Annotated in this window: 12 protein-coding genes; 6 read left to right on the forward strand and 6 right to left on the reverse strand. The window is 72.3% G+C overall.

The window, feature by feature from the left end; all coding sequences use genetic code 11:
• The 6 genes from infB to SSQG_RS28460 all read left to right on the forward strand — a co-directional run.
• The coding region (infB, locus tag SSQG_RS39760; RefSeq protein WP_244299260.1) for a translation initiation factor IF-2 at window positions 1-2461 on the forward strand (2461 nt) is incomplete at its 5' end.
• A 632-nt stretch (window positions 2462-3093) separates the two neighbouring features.
• Window positions 3094-3387 carry a DUF503 domain-containing protein gene (locus SSQG_RS28440; protein ID WP_003993359.1) on the forward strand — a complete coding sequence of 98 codons (294 nt, stop codon included), beginning with the start codon at window positions 3094-3096 and terminating at the stop codon, window positions 3385-3387.
• Window positions 3388-3431: 44 nt separating this feature from the next.
• On the forward strand, window positions 3432-3884 hold the full coding sequence (gene rbfA, locus SSQG_RS28445; protein ID WP_039933796.1) for a 30S ribosome-binding factor RbfA: 453 nt from the start codon (window positions 3432-3434) through the stop codon (window positions 3882-3884).
• The gene (truB, locus tag SSQG_RS28450; RefSeq protein ID WP_003993361.1) at window positions 3881-4786 is read left to right on the forward strand and encodes a tRNA pseudouridine(55) synthase TruB; all 906 of its coding nucleotides are present in this window, start codon (window positions 3881-3883) and stop codon (window positions 4784-4786) included. The genes rbfA and truB overlap by 4 nt, the downstream gene beginning before the upstream one ends.
• Window positions 4787-5094: 308 nt before the next feature.
• Window positions 5095-8754 carry a S1C family serine protease gene (locus tag SSQG_RS28455; protein ID WP_003993362.1) on the forward strand — a complete coding sequence of 1220 codons (3660 nt, stop codon included), beginning with the start codon at window positions 5095-5097 and terminating at the stop codon, window positions 8752-8754.
• Window positions 8755-8922: 168 nt separating this feature from the next.
• Entirely contained in the window at window positions 8923-9876 is a 954-nt protein-coding gene (locus SSQG_RS28460) for a bifunctional riboflavin kinase/FAD synthetase (protein WP_003993363.1), read from the forward strand.
• Here the strand turns inward: SSQG_RS28460 and SSQG_RS28465 are convergent.
• From SSQG_RS28465 to SSQG_RS28490, 6 genes are all read right to left on the reverse strand, one after another.
• Complete coding sequence (locus SSQG_RS28465; RefSeq protein WP_003993364.1) at window positions 9873-10946, reverse strand: oligopeptide/dipeptide ABC transporter ATP-binding protein; 1074 nt, start codon at window positions 10944-10946, stop codon at window positions 9873-9875. The two genes, SSQG_RS28460 and SSQG_RS28465, sit on opposite strands and share 4 nt — an antisense overlap.
• Entirely contained in the window at window positions 10943-11974 is a 1032-nt protein-coding gene (locus SSQG_RS28470; RefSeq protein ID WP_003993365.1) for an ABC transporter ATP-binding protein, read from the reverse strand. Before SSQG_RS28470 ends, SSQG_RS28465 begins: the two co-directional genes overlap by 4 nt.
• Entirely contained in the window at window positions 11971-12882 is a 912-nt protein-coding gene (locus SSQG_RS28475; RefSeq protein ID WP_003993366.1) for an ABC transporter permease, read from the reverse strand. The genes SSQG_RS28470 and SSQG_RS28475 overlap by 4 nt, the downstream gene beginning before the upstream one ends.
• Window positions 12879-13928, reverse strand: a complete 1050-nt coding sequence (locus tag SSQG_RS28480; RefSeq protein WP_003993367.1) for an ABC transporter permease — start codon at window positions 13926-13928, stop codon at window positions 12879-12881. Before SSQG_RS28480 ends, SSQG_RS28475 begins: the two co-directional genes overlap by 4 nt.
• A gap of 19 nt (window positions 13929-13947) precedes the next feature.
• Window positions 13948-15801 (reverse strand): ABC transporter substrate-binding protein, encoded by a 1854-nt coding sequence (locus SSQG_RS28485; protein ID WP_086025120.1) that lies wholly within the window; start codon window positions 15799-15801, stop codon window positions 13948-13950.
• A gap of 296 nt (window positions 15802-16097) precedes the next feature.
• On the reverse strand, window positions 16098-17667 hold a 1570-nt coding region (locus SSQG_RS28490), incomplete at its 5' end, for a MinD/ParA family ATP-binding protein (protein WP_003993369.1).

Below are 17667 nucleotides of genomic sequence, written 5' to 3' on the forward strand. Positions count from 1 at the left end.
CGGTCCGCGTCCCGGTAACAACCCCTTCACCTCGGGTGGCTCCACCGGTATGGCGCGCCCGCAGGCGCCCCGTCCGCAGGGTGGTCGTCCCGGCCCCGGTGGTCCCGGTGGCGGCGGTCCCCGTCCCCAGGCGCCCGGCGCCCAGGGTGGCGGTCCGCGTCCGCAGGCTCCGGGCGGCAACCGCCCGAACCCGGGCTCGATGCCGCGTCCGCAGGGCGGCGGCCCGCGTCCCGGCGGCGGATCCGCCGGTCCTCGTCCGAACCCCGGCATGATGCCGCAGCGTCCCGCTGCCGGCCCGCGTCCCGGCCCCGGTGGCGGCGGCGGTCGCGGTCCGGGCGGTGCGGGTCGTCCCGGCGGTGGCGGTCGTCCCGGTGGCGGCGGCTTCGCCGGTCGTCCCGGTGGCGGTGGCGGTGCCGGTCGTCCCGGTGGCGGCGGCGGTTTCGCCGGTCGTCCCGGCGGTGGCGGCGGCTTCGGTGGCGGCGGTGGCCGTCCCGGCTTCGGCGGTCGTCCCGGCGGTCCCGGTGGCCGTGGTGGCACGCAGGGTGCGTTCGGCCGTCCCGGCGGTCCGGCGCGTCGTGGCCGCAAGTCGAAGCGGCAGAGGCGCCAGGAGTACGAGGCCATGCAGGCCCCGTCGGTCGGCGGTGTGATGCTGCCTCGCGGCAACGGCGAGACCGTTCGCCTGTCGCGCGGTGCCTCGCTCACCGACTTCGCGGAGAAGATCAACGCCAACCCGGCGTCGCTCGTCGCGGTCATGATGAACCTCGGCGAGATGGTCACGGCCACGCAGTCCGTCTCCGACGAGACGCTGCAGCTCCTCGCCGACGAGATGAACTACACGGTTCAGATCGTCAGCCCGGAGGAGGAGGACCGCGAGCTCCTCGAGTCCTTCGACATCGAGTTCGGCGAGGACGAGGGCGACGAGGAGGACCTGATGGTCCGCCCGCCCGTCGTCACCGTCATGGGTCACGTCGACCACGGTAAGACCCGGCTCCTCGACGCCATCCGCAAGACGAACGTCATCGCGGGCGAGGCCGGCGGCATCACCCAGCACATCGGTGCCTACCAGGTCGCGACCGAGGTCAACGACGAAGAGCGCAAGATCACCTTCATCGACACCCCGGGTCACGAGGCGTTCACCGCCATGCGTGCCCGTGGTGCGCGGTCGACGGACATCGCGATCCTCGTCGTCGCGGCCAACGACGGTGTCATGCCGCAGACGGTCGAGGCGCTCAACCACGCCAAGGCGGCCGAGGTCCCGATCGTCGTCGCGGTCAACAAGATCGACGTCGAGGGCGCCGACCCGACCAAGGTGCGCGGTCAGCTCACCGAGTACGGGCTGGTGGCCGAGGAGTACGGCGGCGACACCATGTTCGTCGACATCTCCGCCAAGCAGGGTCTGCACATCGACTCCCTGCTGGAGGCCGTGGTCCTCACGGCCGACGCCTCGCTCGACCTGCGGGCCAACCCGAACCAGGACGCGCAGGGCATCGCGATCGAGTCCCGTCTCGACCGCGGCCGTGGTGCCGTGTCGACGGTCCTCGTCCAGCGCGGCACGCTGCGGGTCGGCGACACCATGGTGGTCGGCGACGCGTACGGCCGAGTCCGGGCGATGCACGACGACAACGGCAACAGCGTTGCCGAGGCCGGTCCCTCGACGCCGGTTCAGGTCCTGGGCCTGACCAACGTCCCGGGTGCGGGCGACAACTTCCTGGTGGTCGACGAGGACCGTACGGCCCGTCAGATCGCCGAGAAGCGCGCCGCCCGTGAGCGCAACGCCGCGTTCGCCAAGCGCACGCGCCGCGTGTCGCTGGAGGACCTGGACAAGGTGCTCAAGGCCGGCGAGGTCCAGCAGCTGAACCTGATCATCAAGGGTGACGCTTCCGGATCCGTCGAGGCGCTCGAGTCCTCGCTGCTCCAGCTGGACGTCGGCGAAGAGGTCGACATCCGCGTCCTGCACCGCGGCGTCGGTGCGGTCACGGAGTCCGACATCGACCTGGCCATGGGCTCCGACGCCATCGTCATCGGCTTCAACGTGCGCGCCGCCGGGCGTGCGCAGCAGATGGCCGAGCGCGAGGGCGTGGACGTCCGGTACTACTCGGTCATCTACCAGGCGATCGAGGAGATCGAGGCGGCCCTCAAGGGCATGCTCAAGCCGGAGTACGAAGAGGTCGAGCTCGGTACGGCGGAGATCCGCGAGGTCTTCAAGTCGTCCAAGCTGGGCAACATCGCGGGTGTTCTCATCCGCTCCGGCGAGGTCAAGCGCAACACCAAGGCGCGCCTCATCCGCGACGGCAAGGTGGTCGCGGAGAACCTCAACATCGAGGGCCTGCGTCGCTTCAAGGACGACGTCACCGAGATCCGCGAAGGGTTCGAGGGCGGTATCAACCTCGGCAACTTCAACGACATCAAGGTCGACGACGTCATCGCGACGTACGAGATGCGCGAGAAGCCGCGGGTGTAACCCACGGTTCCCTGGTCGGCCGACGCGGCACACACCGCGTCGGCCGACTGGCCGTTCGCATCCTCCGAGCACCTCGCGGCCACACGGGAGCGAAGCCCGCGCTGAGGCGCGGGGCAAAGCTCCCGATGGAATGCGGCGCGAAGCTCACACGAGGACGCGGGACAGGGCTCCGGCCGGGGTGCTGGACAGGGCTTCCACCGGAAGCGCTGTGCAGGGCTCCGGCCGCCCATGCGGGGCACGGCTCCGGGCTGGGGTGCTGGTCAGGGCTTCGGCCGAGCATGCTGGGCAGGGCTTCGGACGGAGGTGCTGGGTAGGGCTTCCGCCGGGGTGCTGGGCAAGCTCCTGCGGGGGTGCTGCGCAAGGTTCCCGGTGTTGCGCAAGCTCCTGCGGGGGTGCTGGGCAGGGCTTCGGCAGGTGCTGGGCAAGGTCCTGCAAGGGGTGCTGCGCAAGGCTCCCGCCGGGGTTCGGGGCGGAGTCCCGGGGGCCCGGGCCTCCTGGCCGACCGCGTCGGGCGGGTGGGTGGGCAAAACCCCGTCGAGCCACCGGCAGGTTCGCGGTACCGTTCTTGATGTCCCTGCCAACCACACGGCAGGGCCATCGATCCCGTACCGGCGGGTCATCCGGATACACACATGTATGTGGGGACGCTGTCCTTCGACCTGCTCCTCGGCGACGTACGGTCGCTGAAGGAGAAGCGCTCCGTCGTCCGCCCCATCGTCGCCGAGCTCCAGCGCAAGTACGCGGTGAGCGCGGCCGAGGTGGACCACATGGACCTCCATCGCAGGGCTCTCATCGGTCTCGCGTTGGTGTCCGGCGACGCGGGGCACCTGAGCGAGGTGCTCGACCGGTGCGAACGGCTCGTCGCCGGCCGCCCCGAGGTGGAACTGCTGTCCGTCAGGCGGCGCTTCCACGGCGAAGACGACTGACGACCCAAGAACGACCCAGACAGGAAAGAACGGGAGACGGACCAGTGGCCGACAACGCGCGGGCCAAGAGGCTGGCGGACCTCATCCGGGAAGTAGTGGCCCAGAAGCTGCAGCGCGGGATCAAGGACCCGCGGCTCGGCTCGCACGTCACCATCACGGACACCCGGGTCACGGGTGATCTGCGGGAGGCGACCGTCTTCTACACCGTGTACGGGGACGACGAGGAGCGAGCGGCTGCCGCCGCCGGCCTGGAGAGCGCCAAGGGCATCCTGCGCTCCGAGGTCGGCCGGGCCGCCGGTGTGAAGTTCACGCCGACCCTGACCTTCGTCATGGACGCCCTCCCCGACACGGCCCGGAACATCGAGGACCTCCTCGACAAGGCGCGCCAGTCCGACGCGAAGGTGCGCGAGGCCTCCGCCGGCGCGAAGTACGCCGGTGAGGCCGACCCGTACCGGAAGCCGGACGAGGACGACGAGACGGACGACACCTCCGAATGACCCAGAAGCACACCACGCCCGACGGCCTCGTCATCGTCGACAAGCCGTCGGGCTTCACTTCGCACGACGTCGTCGCCAAGATGCGCGGCATCGCCCGCACGCGTCGCGTCGGGCACGCCGGCACCCTCGACCCGATGGCGACGGGCGTCCTCGTCCTCGGCGTCGAGAAGGCCACGAAGCTCCTCGGTCACCTCGCACTGACCGAGAAGGAGTACCTCGGCACCATCCGGCTCGGGCAGAACACCCTCACGGACGACGCCCAGGGGGAGATCACCTCCGCCACGGACGCCTCCAAGGTCACCCGCGAGGCCATCGACGCCGGCATCGCCAAGCTGACCGGCGACATCATGCAGGTGCCGTCCAAGGTCAGCGCCATCAAGATCGACGGAGTGCGGTCCTACAAGCGGGCCAGGGAGGGCGAGGAGTTCGAGATCCCGGCCCGGCCCGTCACGGTGTCCTCCTTCGGCGTGTACGACGTCAGGGACGCCGTCGCCGAGGACGGCACGCCCGTACTCGACCTGGTGGTCTCGGTCGTCTGCTCCTCCGGCACGTACATCCGGGCCCTGGCCCGTGACCTGGGTGCCGACCTCGGCGTCGGCGGTCACCTCACCGCCCTGCGCCGTACCCGCGTCGGCCCGTACAAGCTCGACGCGGCCCGCACCCTCGACCAGCACCAGCAGGAGCTGGCCGTGATGCCGATCGCCGAGGCCGCCGCTGCCGCCTTCCCACGCTGGGACGTCGACGCCCGGCGGGCCAAGCTGCTCACCAACGGCGTACGGCTGGAGATGCCCGACGAGTACGCGGGCTCCGGCCCGGTCGCCGTCTTCGACCCGCAGGGCCGCTTCCTCGCCCTCGTCGAGGAGCAGCGGGGCAAGGCCAAGAGCCTGGCCGTCTTCGGCTGACGGACGCATACGGACGCAGATGAAGCGCTGACGGACACTGACGGACGGGCCGGGGCACGGGCACCGGCTGTCCGCCGTGGAGCGGCGACCACGGGGTACCTCCACCGCCGCCGCTCCACGCTCCCCCCTCGGTTCCCCCACCCCTAGGGTGTATCCAGCCATCCCCCTCCGTTCACCCGTCCGTGCGGGCGCTCGGAGTGAACCGGGGGAGTGGAAGGGGGCGCTTTCCCCGAGCGATCTGTCCCGCTGATCATCCCGCCCCTACCGTCGAACGCAAGGGCACGGGTGTACGGCGGGGAGGCTCGACGATGACGTCGCGGAACCGGTCCCGGGAGACGGACGGCAGCGCGGAAGGCTCCCAGGACCTCCCCGGAACAGGGGACGAGGCAACGAAGGCGCCGGACCAGGCGTCGACGGCGGCGGAGCAGGCCGCCCAGCCCCCCGGCGAAGCGCTCGTCCGTATCCACGACCTCGCCGGCCGCCCCCGTGGCACCGGCTTCCTGGCCGACCTGCGCGGCACGCTCATCACCAGCCACGAGGCCGTCGACGGTCTGGCCCGGCTCGTTCTGCACGGGGCCGGGGGCCGCAGCCGGGTGGTGGCCGCCGACGCGGTCACCCCGCTGCCCGCGCTCGACCTGGCCCTCGTACGCACCGAGGGGCTCGGCGTGCCGCCGCTGCCGGTCACCGTGCGGGGCGGGGCCGCGACCGGCGCCTATGTGCGGATCGCCGCCGACGGCTGGCGCGAGGCCCGTGTGCTGGGCTCGACCCCCCGTGACGTACGCGGCCCGGGGACCGCGTCCACCACCTCGACGGCGCGCTGGAAGCTGGCGGTCGGCACGGCGGGGCGGGACGCGCTGCGGCGGGGTGGCGGAGCGGCCGGCGGCCCCGTGCTCGACACGGAGACCGGCGCCGTCGTCGGGGTCCTCGGCACCGCTCTCAGCTCCGGTCACAGCGACGTCGGCTTCGCCGTACCGCTGCACGCACGGGTGCCCGGAGCGGCGGATCCGCTCGCCGAACTGCTCGCCGAGAACGCGCTGACGGTCCCCGCCTACGGTGCCGATCTCAACATGGGGGGCGTGCTGGAGCTGACCGGCACCTCGGTGCGGCGGGCCGGCCCGCCCGACCGCGCCGGTCTGCCGGAGCCGGTCGAACGGGCGGCCGTGGCGGCCGAGTTCGGCGCGTTCACGGACGGTCCGGCGACCGTCCTCGGCCTCGTCGGGGCGCCCGGCAGCGGCCGTACGACGGAACTCGCGGCGCTCGCCGCCCGCCGCGAGAAGAGCGGACACCCCACGCTGTGGCTGCGCGGCTCCGAACTCCGGGACGACGACACGTCGGTGGCGGACGCGGCCCGCCGGGCGCTGACCCGAGCCGCTTCGGCCGTGGCGGAGTCCCGCGCCTCCTCCGGCCCGGCCGACCTGGGCGACACCACCCCCGAGCGGCTCGCCTCCCTCGCCGCCTCCCTCGGCCGACCCTTGCTGCTCCTCCTCGACGGCCCCGAGCAGATGCCGCCCGCCCTGGCCCGCCGGTCGGCCGACTGGACGGACGGGACGGTGCGGTGGCTGCGGGAGACGGGAGCGCGGCTGGTCGTGGCGTGCCGGGCGGAGTACTGGGAGGGCACGGGGTTCCCGGCGGAGGTGCTGCACCGGCCCGGCGACGCCGAAAGCGACCCGGCGTGCGTGCCGGTCGGCGATCTCACCGAGGACGAGGCCAGGGAGGCCCGTCGGCGCCATGGCATTCCGGAGAACGCCCTCGTCGAGGCGGACGCCCGGCATCCTCTGACCCTCCGGCTTCTCGCCGAGATCCGGGCTGCCGTCACTGATTCCCCCGCCGTCACTCATTCCCCCGCCGTCACCGATCTCCCCGCCGTCTCCGAATCCCCCGCTGTCTCCGACGCCCCGGAAGGTGCCGGACGTCTCCAACACCCCGACGTCAGCGATGCCTCGTACGCCCCGGGACTCGCCGTCGTTCCCCATGGCCTCGCCGCCCCCGGTGGCCCCACCGCGACCGTCGACCGCGACGACGTGTTCGCCGCCTACCTGGACCTGGTGTCCCTGCGCATCGCCCAGCGCCTGGCGGCCGGCAGCGGCCTGCGCGGCACCGCCGTACGCCGGCTGGCCGCCAAGGTGGCCGGGCAGGTGCACGAGGCCGCCCGGCGCACGCTCGGTCCCGGTCCGGGTGACCTGGACCGGGAGGCGTTCGAGGTGGTGTTCCCGTGGGGGCCCGCCCCGGAGCGGCTCGGTGGCGGCACCGGCTGGGCGCCGGCCGTCCTCGCCGAGGGCCTCCTCGTGCCCGCCGGCCCCGGTTACCGCTTCGCCCACGAGGAACTCGCCGACTGGCTGCAGGGCATGCACCTCGACCTCGACGAGGCCCTCCAGGTCCTTGTCCACCGCCCCGAAGCCGCGCAGTCCGAGCCCGTACCGCACCACCGCGTCGGGCCCGTCGTGCAGGCCCTGCTGTACCTCGCCCGCCAGCACGGCACCGGCCGACTGGCCTCCAGGCTGGCCGACCTGGTGCACGCCCTGGACGCCGGTCCCCGCTCCTGGTGGGCCGCCCGCCTGCTCACCGGGACCCTGCGGGCCGTGCCCGACGCGACGCCCTACATCGAGGTGCTGCGGCTGCTCGCCGACCGGATCGTGGCCTGGCGGCGGCAGGAGCGGCCCGTGCCGGAGGAGGTCGGGCCCGCCTTCTGGACCGATGTACGGCTGCCGCAGGACACGCGCTTCACCTTGCTACGACGGCTGGTGCACGCCGACGGCCCGCCGTGCGAGGCCGGACCCCGGTTCCTGGACGCCGTCGCGCGGCTGCTGGCCGCCGATCCCACCGCCGTGCAGCCGCTGCTCGCCCGCTGGTTCGTGGACGAGCAGCCGCTGCCCGCCACCCCGCACGCCACCGTGGCCACGGCGGCGCAGGCGTTGCTGCACACACACCGCCACCGGGCCCTGGACGACCTGACGGACGCGCTCGCCGACCGCGCGCACCGCCGGGCCGACGAACTGCTCGCCGTGCTGGCCGAGGAGGAACCGTCGGCGGTGTGCCGGGCCGTCGACCGGTGGGCCCGCGACGAACGGCCGGCGCGGCGGGCCGCCGCGGTGGCGCACGGCCTGCGGGCCGCGCCCCACGTGAGCACCGGCGGCGACCGCGCCCTGCTGCGCTACACCGCCCTGACCCTGCTCGCCCGCCCCGCCGACCGCCCCCTGCACGGCGGCGCACTCGCCCTCCTCATCCAGGACCCGCACACCCGGGACCGGTATCTCCCACGGGCGCTGGAGCACTTCGCCGCGGGCGACCCGCAGCTCCCTCCGGACGTGCCGGCCGGTGCCCTCCTGACTCACCCCGAGCCGGTCCTCCGTGCCTTCGCGGCCCGACTGGAGCGGCCGGACGCGGAGGAGGCGCTGCGGGCACTCGCCGACGCCACTTCGCCGGGCCTGGCCCCGCGTGTCGCCGCTCTGCTGCGGCAGGCGACCGAGCGGCGGCCGGAACTCGCCGGGCAGACGGCCGCCTACGTGGACCAGCGGCTCGACCGGGGCCCCTCCGTCCGGGCCGTGCTCCTGCCGCTGGTCACCGGCCTGCTGGAGGGCGGCCCGGTGCGACTGCGCTGCGCCCTCGCCGGCGTCCTCACCCCGCCCGGCATCCCCGCCTCCCGCCCGCTGCGCCGCGAACTGCGCGACCTGCTCATGGACCGCGAGCAGGACACCGACGTGCTGGACACGCTGCTGCACGCCGTCGCCCGGAACAGCGGCGACGACCTGCGCGACCTCGTCCACCGCGTCGGCCTGCTCCTCGTCCGCACCCCCGAGGGTGCCGCCCGCTTCGACCGCGCCCTGGTCGACCTCGGCCGGCACGTGCCCGGTTTCGCCGCCCGCGCGGCCGGCTGGCTGGCCGACGCACCCGGGCAGTGGGCGGCGCTGGTCGGGCCCAGCTCCCGCCGGATGATCGAGAACCTGGCGGGCGTACGCGTCCCCGCGTGACCTGCGTCCCGGGCGCCGGGCCGGAGTACGGTGTCGTGCACCCTGTCACAGCCCCCATGCCGATGCGTGCCGGGGGCACCCGGCATGGCACCCTTAGACCTGCGTACGAGGCAACCTCGGACAACCACGGACACGGGTTCGACGAGCTTTCGACAAGGAGCAGGCACAGTGCAGCGCTGGCGTGGCTTGGAGGACATCCCCCAGGACTGGGGGCGCAGCGTCGTCACCATCGGCTCCTACGACGGAGTGCACCGCGGACACCAGTTGATCATCCGGCATGCGGTGAACCGCGCCCGGGAGCTGGGTGTGCCCGCCGTCGTCGTCACCTTCGACCCGCATCCCAGCGAGGTCGTGCGCCCCGGCAGCCACCCGCCGCTGCTCGCGGCGCACCACCGCCGCGCCGAACTCATGGCCGACCTGGGTGTGGACGCGGTACTCATCCTCCCCTTCACGACCGAGTTCTCGAAGCTGTCCCCGGCCGACTTCGTCGTCAAGGTGCTCGTCGACAAGCTGCACGCCAAGGCCGTCGTCGAGGGTCCCAACTTCCGCTTCGGCCACAAGGCCGCCGGCAACGTGGAGTTCCTGGCCACGCAGGGCAAGACCTACGACTTCGAGGTAGAGGTCGTCGACCTGTACGTGACGGGTGAGGCGGGCGGTGGGGAGCCGTTCTCCTCGACGCTGACCCGGCGGCTGGTCGCCGAGGGCGACGTCGAGGGCGCCGGCGAGATCCTGGGCCGCCCGCACCGGGTGGAGGGCGTTGTCGTACGCGGTGCGCAGCGTGGTCGCGAGCTGGGCTTTCCGACGGCCAACGTCGAGACGCTGCCGCACACCGCGATTCCCGCCGACGGTGTGTACGCCGGGTGGCTGCACGCGCAGGGCGAGGCGATGCCGGCGGCGATCTCCGTCGGCACGAATCCGCAGTTCGAGGGGACCGAGCGGACGGTGGAGGCCTACGCCATCGACCGGGTCGGGCTCGATCTGTACGGGTTGCATGTCGCGGTCGACTTCTTGGCGTTCGTGCGCGGGCAGGCCAAGTTCGAGACGCTTGACGCTCTGCTGGAGCAGATGGGGCAGGACGTCAAGAAGTGCCGGGAGTTGGTGGCCGCCGAGGGGGCCGTCTAGGGCTGCTGAGTGCCCTCCGCGGGTGCCTCGTGGCTTGTCGCGTCGTTCCCCGCGCCCCTTGAGGACGATGGCGCAACTGCCCAATGGCAGGCCACCTGCGATTCTCCGCCCCCGCTCAGCACCTCAAGGTCCTGGCTCCTGCACGCGTCTGCCACGCCCGCCCGGTCCGCCTCGCCGCTCGACAGGATCTGGCAGCGGGCGTGGAAGCGGCAGCCGGACGGCACGCGGGACGGGTCCGGGGGCTCGCCCGTCAGGACCACCGGGGCGCCGGGAGCCTCCGGGAGCACGGACAGCAGCGCCTGGGTGTAGGGGTGCCGCGGGGCCGTGAGGACCTGCTCCACCGCGCCCGTCTCCACGATCCGGCCCAGGTACATCACGGCGACCCGGTCGGCGATGTTCCACGCCAGACCCAGGTCGTGCGTGACGACCAGCGCGGACAAACCCAGTTCGGTGCGCAGCCGCAGCAACAGCGCGAGGATCTCACCGCGCACGGACGCGTCGAGGGACGCCACCGGCTCGTCGGCGACGAGGAGTTCGGGTTCCAGGACGAGCGCGCCCGCGATGACGACGCGCTGGCGTTGTCCGCCGGACAGCTCGTGCGGGTAGCGCAGGAAGAAGCGCTCCGGGGGCCGTAGCCCGGCTCGGGAGAGGGCGTCGGCGACCGCTGTCCGCTCGTCGCCGCCGTGGCCGTGGATGCGCAGGCCCTCGGCGACCGCGTCGTAGACCGTGTGCCGCGGGTTGAGCGAGCCGCTCGGGTCCTGCAGGACCAGCTGGGCGCGCTTGCGGTACGCCTTGAGGGAGCGGCCGGAGTACTCCAGCGGGCGGCCGTCTAAGGTGACCCGGCCGGCGGTCGGCTCGACCAGACCCAGCAGACAGCGGGCCAGGGTCGTCTTGCCGCAGCCGGACTCGCCGACCAGCGCGACGATCTCGCCGGGCCGGATGTCGAGGTCGACGCCGTCCACCGCACGGGACCGGGGACCTCCGTGCCGGCCGGGGAAGGTGACGTACAGGCCCTGGGCACTCAGGAGAGGTGCCGTGGTCACCTCGGGGGACGTGGGGGAGATGGTCATGGCGTGCTGGGCCTCGCTTCCTCCAGGGCCTCCGGTTCCTGAATCGCCTGCTCGTCCGTGGCTTCGGGCTCGCCTTCCGGCGGGTCGACCAGGACACAGGCCGCCCGGCGTTCCGGCCCCGCCGCTCGCAGCACCGGGTCCTGCTCGGCGCACGACTCCAGTGCCACCGGACACCGCGGATGGAACGTGCAGCCGGACGGCAGCGCCGCCGGATCGGGCGGGTCGCCCGCCAGCCCCTGCGGTGCGAACCGCGACGCCGGGTCGCCGATACGCGGGAACGCGGCCGACAGGGCGCCGGCATACGGGTGCCGGGCGTCCTCGTACACCTGGGCCGCCGGACCCTCCTCCACGACACGGCCCGCGTACATCACCGCCAGCCGGTCGCAGGTGTCGGCGAGGACCGCCAGGTCATGGCTGATCATGATCAGACCGAGGTCCTGGTCCGCGACGAGCTGTTCGATGAGCCGCAGGATCTGCGCCTGGACCATCACGTCGAGCGCGGTGGTCGGCTCGTCGGCGATGATCAGCCGCGGGTCGCAGGCCAGGGCCATGGCGATCATGACGCGCTGGCGCTGGCCGCCGGACAGCTCGTGCGGGTAGGCGTCCGCGCGGGCGGCGGGCAGGCCTACCTGCTCCAGCAACTCACCGGTCTTCTTCTTCGCCCCGGCGGAAGTCGCCTTCTTGTGCAGCAGGATCGGCTCGGCGATCTGGTCGCCGACGCGGTGCACGGCGTTGAGCGAGTGCATCGCGCCCTGAAAGACGACGGAGGCCCCGGCCCAGCGGACCGCCCGGACCCGGCCCCACTTCATCGTCAGCACGTCCTCGCCGTCGAGCAGGACCTCGCCGGTGACGCGGGTCCCGGACGGCAGCAGCCGCAGCAGGGCCAGCGCCAGCGTGGACTTGCCGCAGCCGGACTCCCCGGCGAGACCGAGCTTGCGGCCCGCGTCCAGCCGCAGGTCCACCCCCCGCACGGCGGCCGCCCCGCCCGGGTACGTCACCGCCAGGTTCCTGACGTCGAGCAGACTCAACGCGACACCCCCAGCCTGGGGTTGAGGACGGACTCCACGGCCCGCCCGCACAGCGTGAACGCCAACGCCACCACGGCGATGGCGACGCCCGGCGGCACCAGGTACCACCAGTCCCCGGCACTGACCGCACCCGCCTCCCGCGCGTCCTGGAGCAGCCCGCCCCACGACACGATCGTCGGGTCCCCGAGACCGAGGAAGGCCAGCGTCGCCTCGGCGAGGATCGCCGTGGAGATGATCAGGGTCGTCTGGGCCAGCACCAGCGGCATCACGTTGGGCAGCACGTGCCGGGACATGATGTGCCAGTGCCCACCGCCGAGCGCCTTCGCCCGCTCGATGTACGGCCGGGTCTCCACCGCCAGCGTCTGCGCCCGCACCAGCCGGGCCGTCGTCGGCCAGGTGGTGACGCCGATCGCGACGACGGTGGTGGTCAGCGAGCGGGACATCACGGTGGCCAGGGCGATCGCCAGTACCAGCGTCGGCATCACCAGGAACCAGTCGGTGATCCGCATCATCACCGTCGCGTACCAGCCCTTGAAGTGCCCCGCCGTGACCCCGATCAGCGTGCCGATCGCGACCGACAGCACCGCGGCGAGCAGCCCCACCAGCAGCGACACCCGCGAGCCCCAGACCACCAGGCCCAGCAGGTCCCGGCCGAACTGGTCGGTGCCGAGCGGGAATTCGGCACTCGGACTCGTCATCGGACGCCCCGGCGCGCCCGTCACACTGCTCACGTCCGAGCCGACGAACAACGGCGCGAACAACGCCAGCAGCGCGCACAGCGCGAGCACCGTCAGGCCGTACAGCCCCGCCCGCTCGGCGCGGTACTGCCGCCAGAAGCGGGCGACGGAGGCCCGGCGCCGCTGCCGGGCGAGGGCGCGCGGGCTCAGGGCCGGGTCGGTCGTCGTCATCGGGCCACCCGAGGGTCGAGCAACGGATAGACCAGGTCGGCGAGGGTGTTCATCACGATCACCGCCGCGGCGAACACGAAGAACAGGCCCTGCACCAACGGCAGGTCGGGCACGCTCAGCGCCTGGTAGAACAGCCCGCCGAGGCCCGGCCAGGAGAACACCGTCTCCACGAGGATCACGCCCGCCACCGTCCGGCCCAGATTGATGAAGATCAGCGTCACCGTCGGCAGCAGCGCGTTCGGCACGGCGTGCCGGCGGCGCACGAGGTCGTCGCGCAGCCCCTTGGCCCGCGCGGTCGTCAGATAGTCGCTGCCCATCTCGTCCAGCAGCGCCGACCGCGTGACCAGCAGCGTCTGCCCGTACTCCACGGCCACCAGCGTCACCACCGGCAGCACCAGATGGTGGGCCACGTCCACGACGTACGCGAAGCCCTCCTTGCCGCCCGACTCCATACCGCCGGTGGGGAACATCCCCGGCAGCGGGCCGATGCCCACCGACAGCACGATGATCAGCAGCAGCCCGAGCCAGAAGGACGGAATGGAGTACAGGGTCAGCGCGAGACCGGTGTTGAACCGGTCGCCGAGCCCGCCGCGCCGCCACGCCGAGCGCGTGCCCAGGAAGACGCCCAGGGCGGTGTAGAGGACGAAGGCGGTCCCGGTGAGCAGCAGGGTGTTCGGCAGCGCCTCGGTGATCTTGTCGACGACGGGGGCACGGAACTGGTACGACGTGCCGAAGTCGCCGGTGAGCGCCTTGCCGCAGTAGTCCGTGAACTGCCGCCACAGCGGCAGGTCGAGCCCGAACTCCTCGCGGTAGGCGGCCAGCTGCCCGGCCGACACCTGACGGCCGCCCGTCATGGTCTTCACCGGGTCGCCGGGGATCAGCCGGAAGAGGAAGAAGCTGGTGACGAGCACGGCCAGCAGCGACACGGCCGCGCCCGCGACCTTGCCCGCCAGGTACCGCGGGTACGCGGAGCCCCTGCGTACCCGCGGCCCGGGGGCCGTCTGCTGCGTATCCCCGACCAGCGCGGGAGTCGCTTCAGCGGTCATGAGTACCCGCTCGCCCGCGCTACTCGCGGTCCCCGGCGGTGGCCCGCCGCCGCATCGCCGCGAAGGCGCCGAGCCCGCCGAGGACCACGACACCCGCGACGATCCCGACCACGACCCCCGTCGACGACGCGTTGTCGGACGAGCCGCTCGAATCCGCCGGGACCGCCGACCACCAGCTCCAGTAGCCGTCCTGGCCGTAGATGTTCCCCGCCTTCGCCGGCATGGTCGTGATCGACCTGATCTGGTCCGTCCGGAAGGCCTCGACCGCGTTCGGATACGCCATGACGTTCATGTACCCGAGGTCGTACAGCCGCGACTCCATCCGCTTGACGATGTCCGCCCGTTTGGCGGGGTCGTACTCGGCGAGCTGCTGCGCGTAGAGCTCGTCGTACTTCTTGTCGCAGATGAAGTTGTCCGTCGCGCCCGTCTCCTCCGGCGTCGCCGGCAGCGCCCCGCAGGTGTGGATGGACAGCACGAAGTCCGGGTCGGGGTTGACCGACCAGCCGTCGAAGGCCAGGTCGTACTTGCCGGCGAGCCAGGGGTCGGTCACGTTGTCCAGGCAGTTGAGCTGGACACCGATGCCGAGCTCGCCCCACCACTCCTGGAGGTACTTGCCGACCGCCTTGTCGTTCGGGTCGGTGGCGTGGCACAGGACGCGGTAGGTGATGGGCTTGCCGTCCTTGCCGACGCGCTTGCCGTCGCCGTTCTTCTTGTAACCCGCCTGGTCGAGCAGCCGGGCCGCCTCGGCCGGGTCGTACGCCAGTTTCTGGTTCGCGGACGGCTTCCAGAAGTAGTTCTGGAACCGTGGCGGGATGTAGCCCTCACCCTCGACGGCGTGCCCTTGGAACACCTTGTCGATGACGGCCTCGCGGTCCACGGCCAGGAACAGGGCGTTCCGCACCCGCTGGTCCAGCAGGGAGGGATGCCCGTCGCCGAACTTCTCGCCGTTCTTGGCCTGGGCGCCCGGGTTGGTGGCGAGGGCGTAGAAACGGCGGCCGGGGGCGTCGTTGACCTGGATGTTGTCCGCGCCCTCCAGGGACGCCGCCTGAGCGGGCGTCAGGGACGGCGACCCGGCGACGAAGGACACCTCGCCCTTGCGCAGCGCCGACACCGCCGCGTCCTGGTCCTTGTAGTAGCGGAACACCAGCTCGTCGAACTTCGGCGTGCCGCGCCAGAAGCTCTTGTTGGCCTTGAGCCGCACATAGCTGTCCGCCTTGTAGCCGGTCAGCGTGAACGGCCCGTTGCCGACGACCGGGAAGCTCTTGTCGTTGTTGAACTCGGAGAAGTCCGAGACCTTCTCCCAGACGTGCTTCGGCACGATCGGCACGTCGAGGGCGGTCATCGTGGCCTGCGGCTTCTTCAGCTCGATGACCAGCTTGGTGGGGCTCGGGGCCGTCACCTTGCGGAAGTTCCCGACGTAGCTGCCGTTCGCCGTGGCAGCGCCGGAGTCGGTCATCATCTTGTTGAACGTCCACGCCGCGTCCTCGGCGGTGGCCTGCTCGCCGTCCGACCACTTGGAGTTGGAGCGGATCGTGTACGTCCAGGTCAGCTTGTCCGGCGACGGCTCCCACTTGGTGGCGAGGCCCGCGATGGCGTGGTTGTCCTTGGGGTCGTAGTTCGTCAGGTACTCGTACATGAGCCGGTGGATGCTCGTGCTGAGCAGCCGGACCGCCAGGAACGGGCTGAGCGAGTCCACGCTCTGCGCCACGGCGACGGTCAGCACCTTCCTGCCGTCGTCGGCCGCCCGGGCCTGCCGGGGCGCCGGATCGAGCGGGGTCGTGAGACCGGCGGTGAGGGTGAGCGCGGCTGCCCCGGCCGCGGCGACGAGCCTGAGGCCGCGCGGGAGGCTGCGTGTCTGATCGTTCGTGCCCATGGTCGGACCTCGCGTCATCGCTCGGACGGGAAGGACGGGTTGATCAGGTGTCAGATGGATGATGTGTGTGTATCAGCGGCCGTCTCCACCCGTCAACGGCGCGTTCACCCCTTGTGGCCTGCGGAAATAACGAATTGGCGAGCATTTCGCGCCCATTGGTCGAGACCACTGACGCCCTCCTGGCCAGGGCCTGGCAACGGATTTCGCCCTCGAACGCGCCGTGGCCCGCGCCGAAGGGAACGGCATGGGCCACGAAGGGGATCGGCCCCTCGAAAGGGGCCGATCGGGTGAGGCGATTACTGCGTCGGAGGCGGGGGCGGCGGGGTCTGCCCGTCGGGCTGGGCCGGGTATCCGGGGTGACCGGGCTGCCCCGGCTGGGGGTAGCCGTAGCCCGGCTGCGGGGGGACGGCCGGGGGCTGCCCGGGCTGGGCGTACGGCTGTCCGGGCTGGGCGGGCGGTTGCCCCGGCTGGCCCGGCTGCCCCGGCTGTCCCGGGTGCCCCTGCTGGCCCGGCTGCGGGTAGGGCTGCTGGCCCGGTGCCTGCGGGTACGGCTGCCCCGGCGGCTGGGCCTGGGGATGGCCCGGCTGGGGGTAGGGCTGTCCGGGCTGGGCGTACGGCTGGCCCGGCTGCGGCTGCTGAGGGTGCTGCTGCGGGTACGGGCCCGGCTGTCCGGGGATCTGCTGTCCCGGTGCGGGCTGCTGCTGCCCGGGATACGGGGCCTGCCCGGGGACGGCCTGCCCGGGGGCGGACTGACCCGGCATCGGCGGGGCTGCCACCGGCGGCGGGTTGCCGTCGGACGTCCACAGACCGTGCGCCTGCTGGTGGCGGGTGAAGTCCTCGGCGACCATCGCCGCGAGGTTGAAGTACGCCTCCCGCACCTTCGGCCGCATCATGTCGAGGTTGACCTCCGCACCGGCGGAGAGATGCTCGTCGAAGGGCACCACGATGACGCCCCGGCAGCGCGTCTCGAAGTGCGACACGATGTCCTCGACCTTGATCATCTTGCCGGTCTCGCGCACTCCCGAGATGACGGTGATGGAGCGGGCGACGAGGTCGGAGTACCCGTGCGCCGACAGCCAGTCCAGCGTCGTACTCGCGCTGGAGGCGCCGTCCACGGACGGGGTGGAGATGATGATGAGCTGGTCGGCGAGGTCCAGCACACCGCGCATGGCGCTGTAGAGCAGGCCGGTACCCGAGTCGGTGAGGATCACCGGGTACTGCTTGCCCAGTACGTCGATCGCGCGCCGGTAGTCCTCGTCGTTGAACGTCGTGGACACGGCCGGGTCGACGTCGTTGGCGATGATCTCGAGCCCGGACGGCGCCTGGGACGTGAACCGCCGGATGTCCATGTACGAGTTCAGGTACGGGATCGCCTGGACGAGGTCGCGGATGGTGGCCCCGGTCTCGCGCCGCACGCGGCGCCCGAGGGTGCCCGCGTCCGGGTTGGCGTCGATGGCGAGGATCTTGTCCTGCCGCTCGGTGGCGAGGGTGGAGCCCAGCGCGGTGGTCGTGGTCGTCTTGCCGACGCCACCCTTGAGGCTGATCACGGCGATCCGGTAGCAGGACAGCACGGGCGTGCGGATCAGGTCCAGCTTCCGCTGCCGCTCGGCCTCCTCCTTCTTCCCACCGATCTTGAACCGGCCGCCACCGGCCGCCGGACGGCTGCTCTTCGCCTTCTGCTTCTTGCTGTTGAGCAGCCGGTCGGACGACAGCTCCACGGCGGCGGTGTAACCGAGCGGCGCGGCGCCGGGGTTGGTCGGCTGCCGCTGGTCGTGCTGCATGGGCTGCGGCCAGGCCGCGCCGGTCCGGGGGTCTACAGGCGGCTGCGGCTGCCCGGCCTGCTGCGGCTGACCGTGATGGTCCGGC

It is taken from the genome of Streptomyces viridochromogenes DSM 40736 (assembly GCF_000158955.1).
Taxonomy (GTDB): domain Bacteria; phylum Actinomycetota; class Actinomycetes; order Streptomycetales; family Streptomycetaceae; genus Streptomyces; species Streptomyces venetus.

Bases quoted from the DNA above. Each gene is read 5' to 3' on its own strand.
- SSQG_RS28480 (WP_003993367.1), bottom strand. From the start codon at position 13,928: ATGACCGCTGAAGCGACTCCCGCGCTGGTCGGGGATACGCAGCAGACG.
- SSQG_RS28485 (WP_086025120.1), bottom strand. From the start codon at position 15,801: ATGGGCACGAACGATCAGACACGCAGCCTCCCGCGCGGCCTCAGGCTC.
- truB (WP_003993361.1), top strand. From the start codon at position 3,881: ATGACCCAGAAGCACACCACGCCCGACGGCCTCGTCATCGTCGACAAG.
- SSQG_RS28465 (WP_003993364.1), bottom strand. From the start codon at position 10,946: ATGACCATCTCCCCCACGTCCCCCGAGGTGACCACGGCACCTCTCCTG.
- SSQG_RS28455 (WP_003993362.1), top strand. From the start codon at position 5,095: ATGACGTCGCGGAACCGGTCCCGGGAGACGGACGGCAGCGCGGAAGGC.
- SSQG_RS28475 (WP_003993366.1), bottom strand. From the start codon at position 12,882: ATGACGACGACCGACCCGGCCCTGAGCCCGCGCGCCCTCGCCCGGCAG.
- SSQG_RS28440 (WP_003993359.1), top strand. From the start codon at position 3,094: ATGTATGTGGGGACGCTGTCCTTCGACCTGCTCCTCGGCGACGTACGG.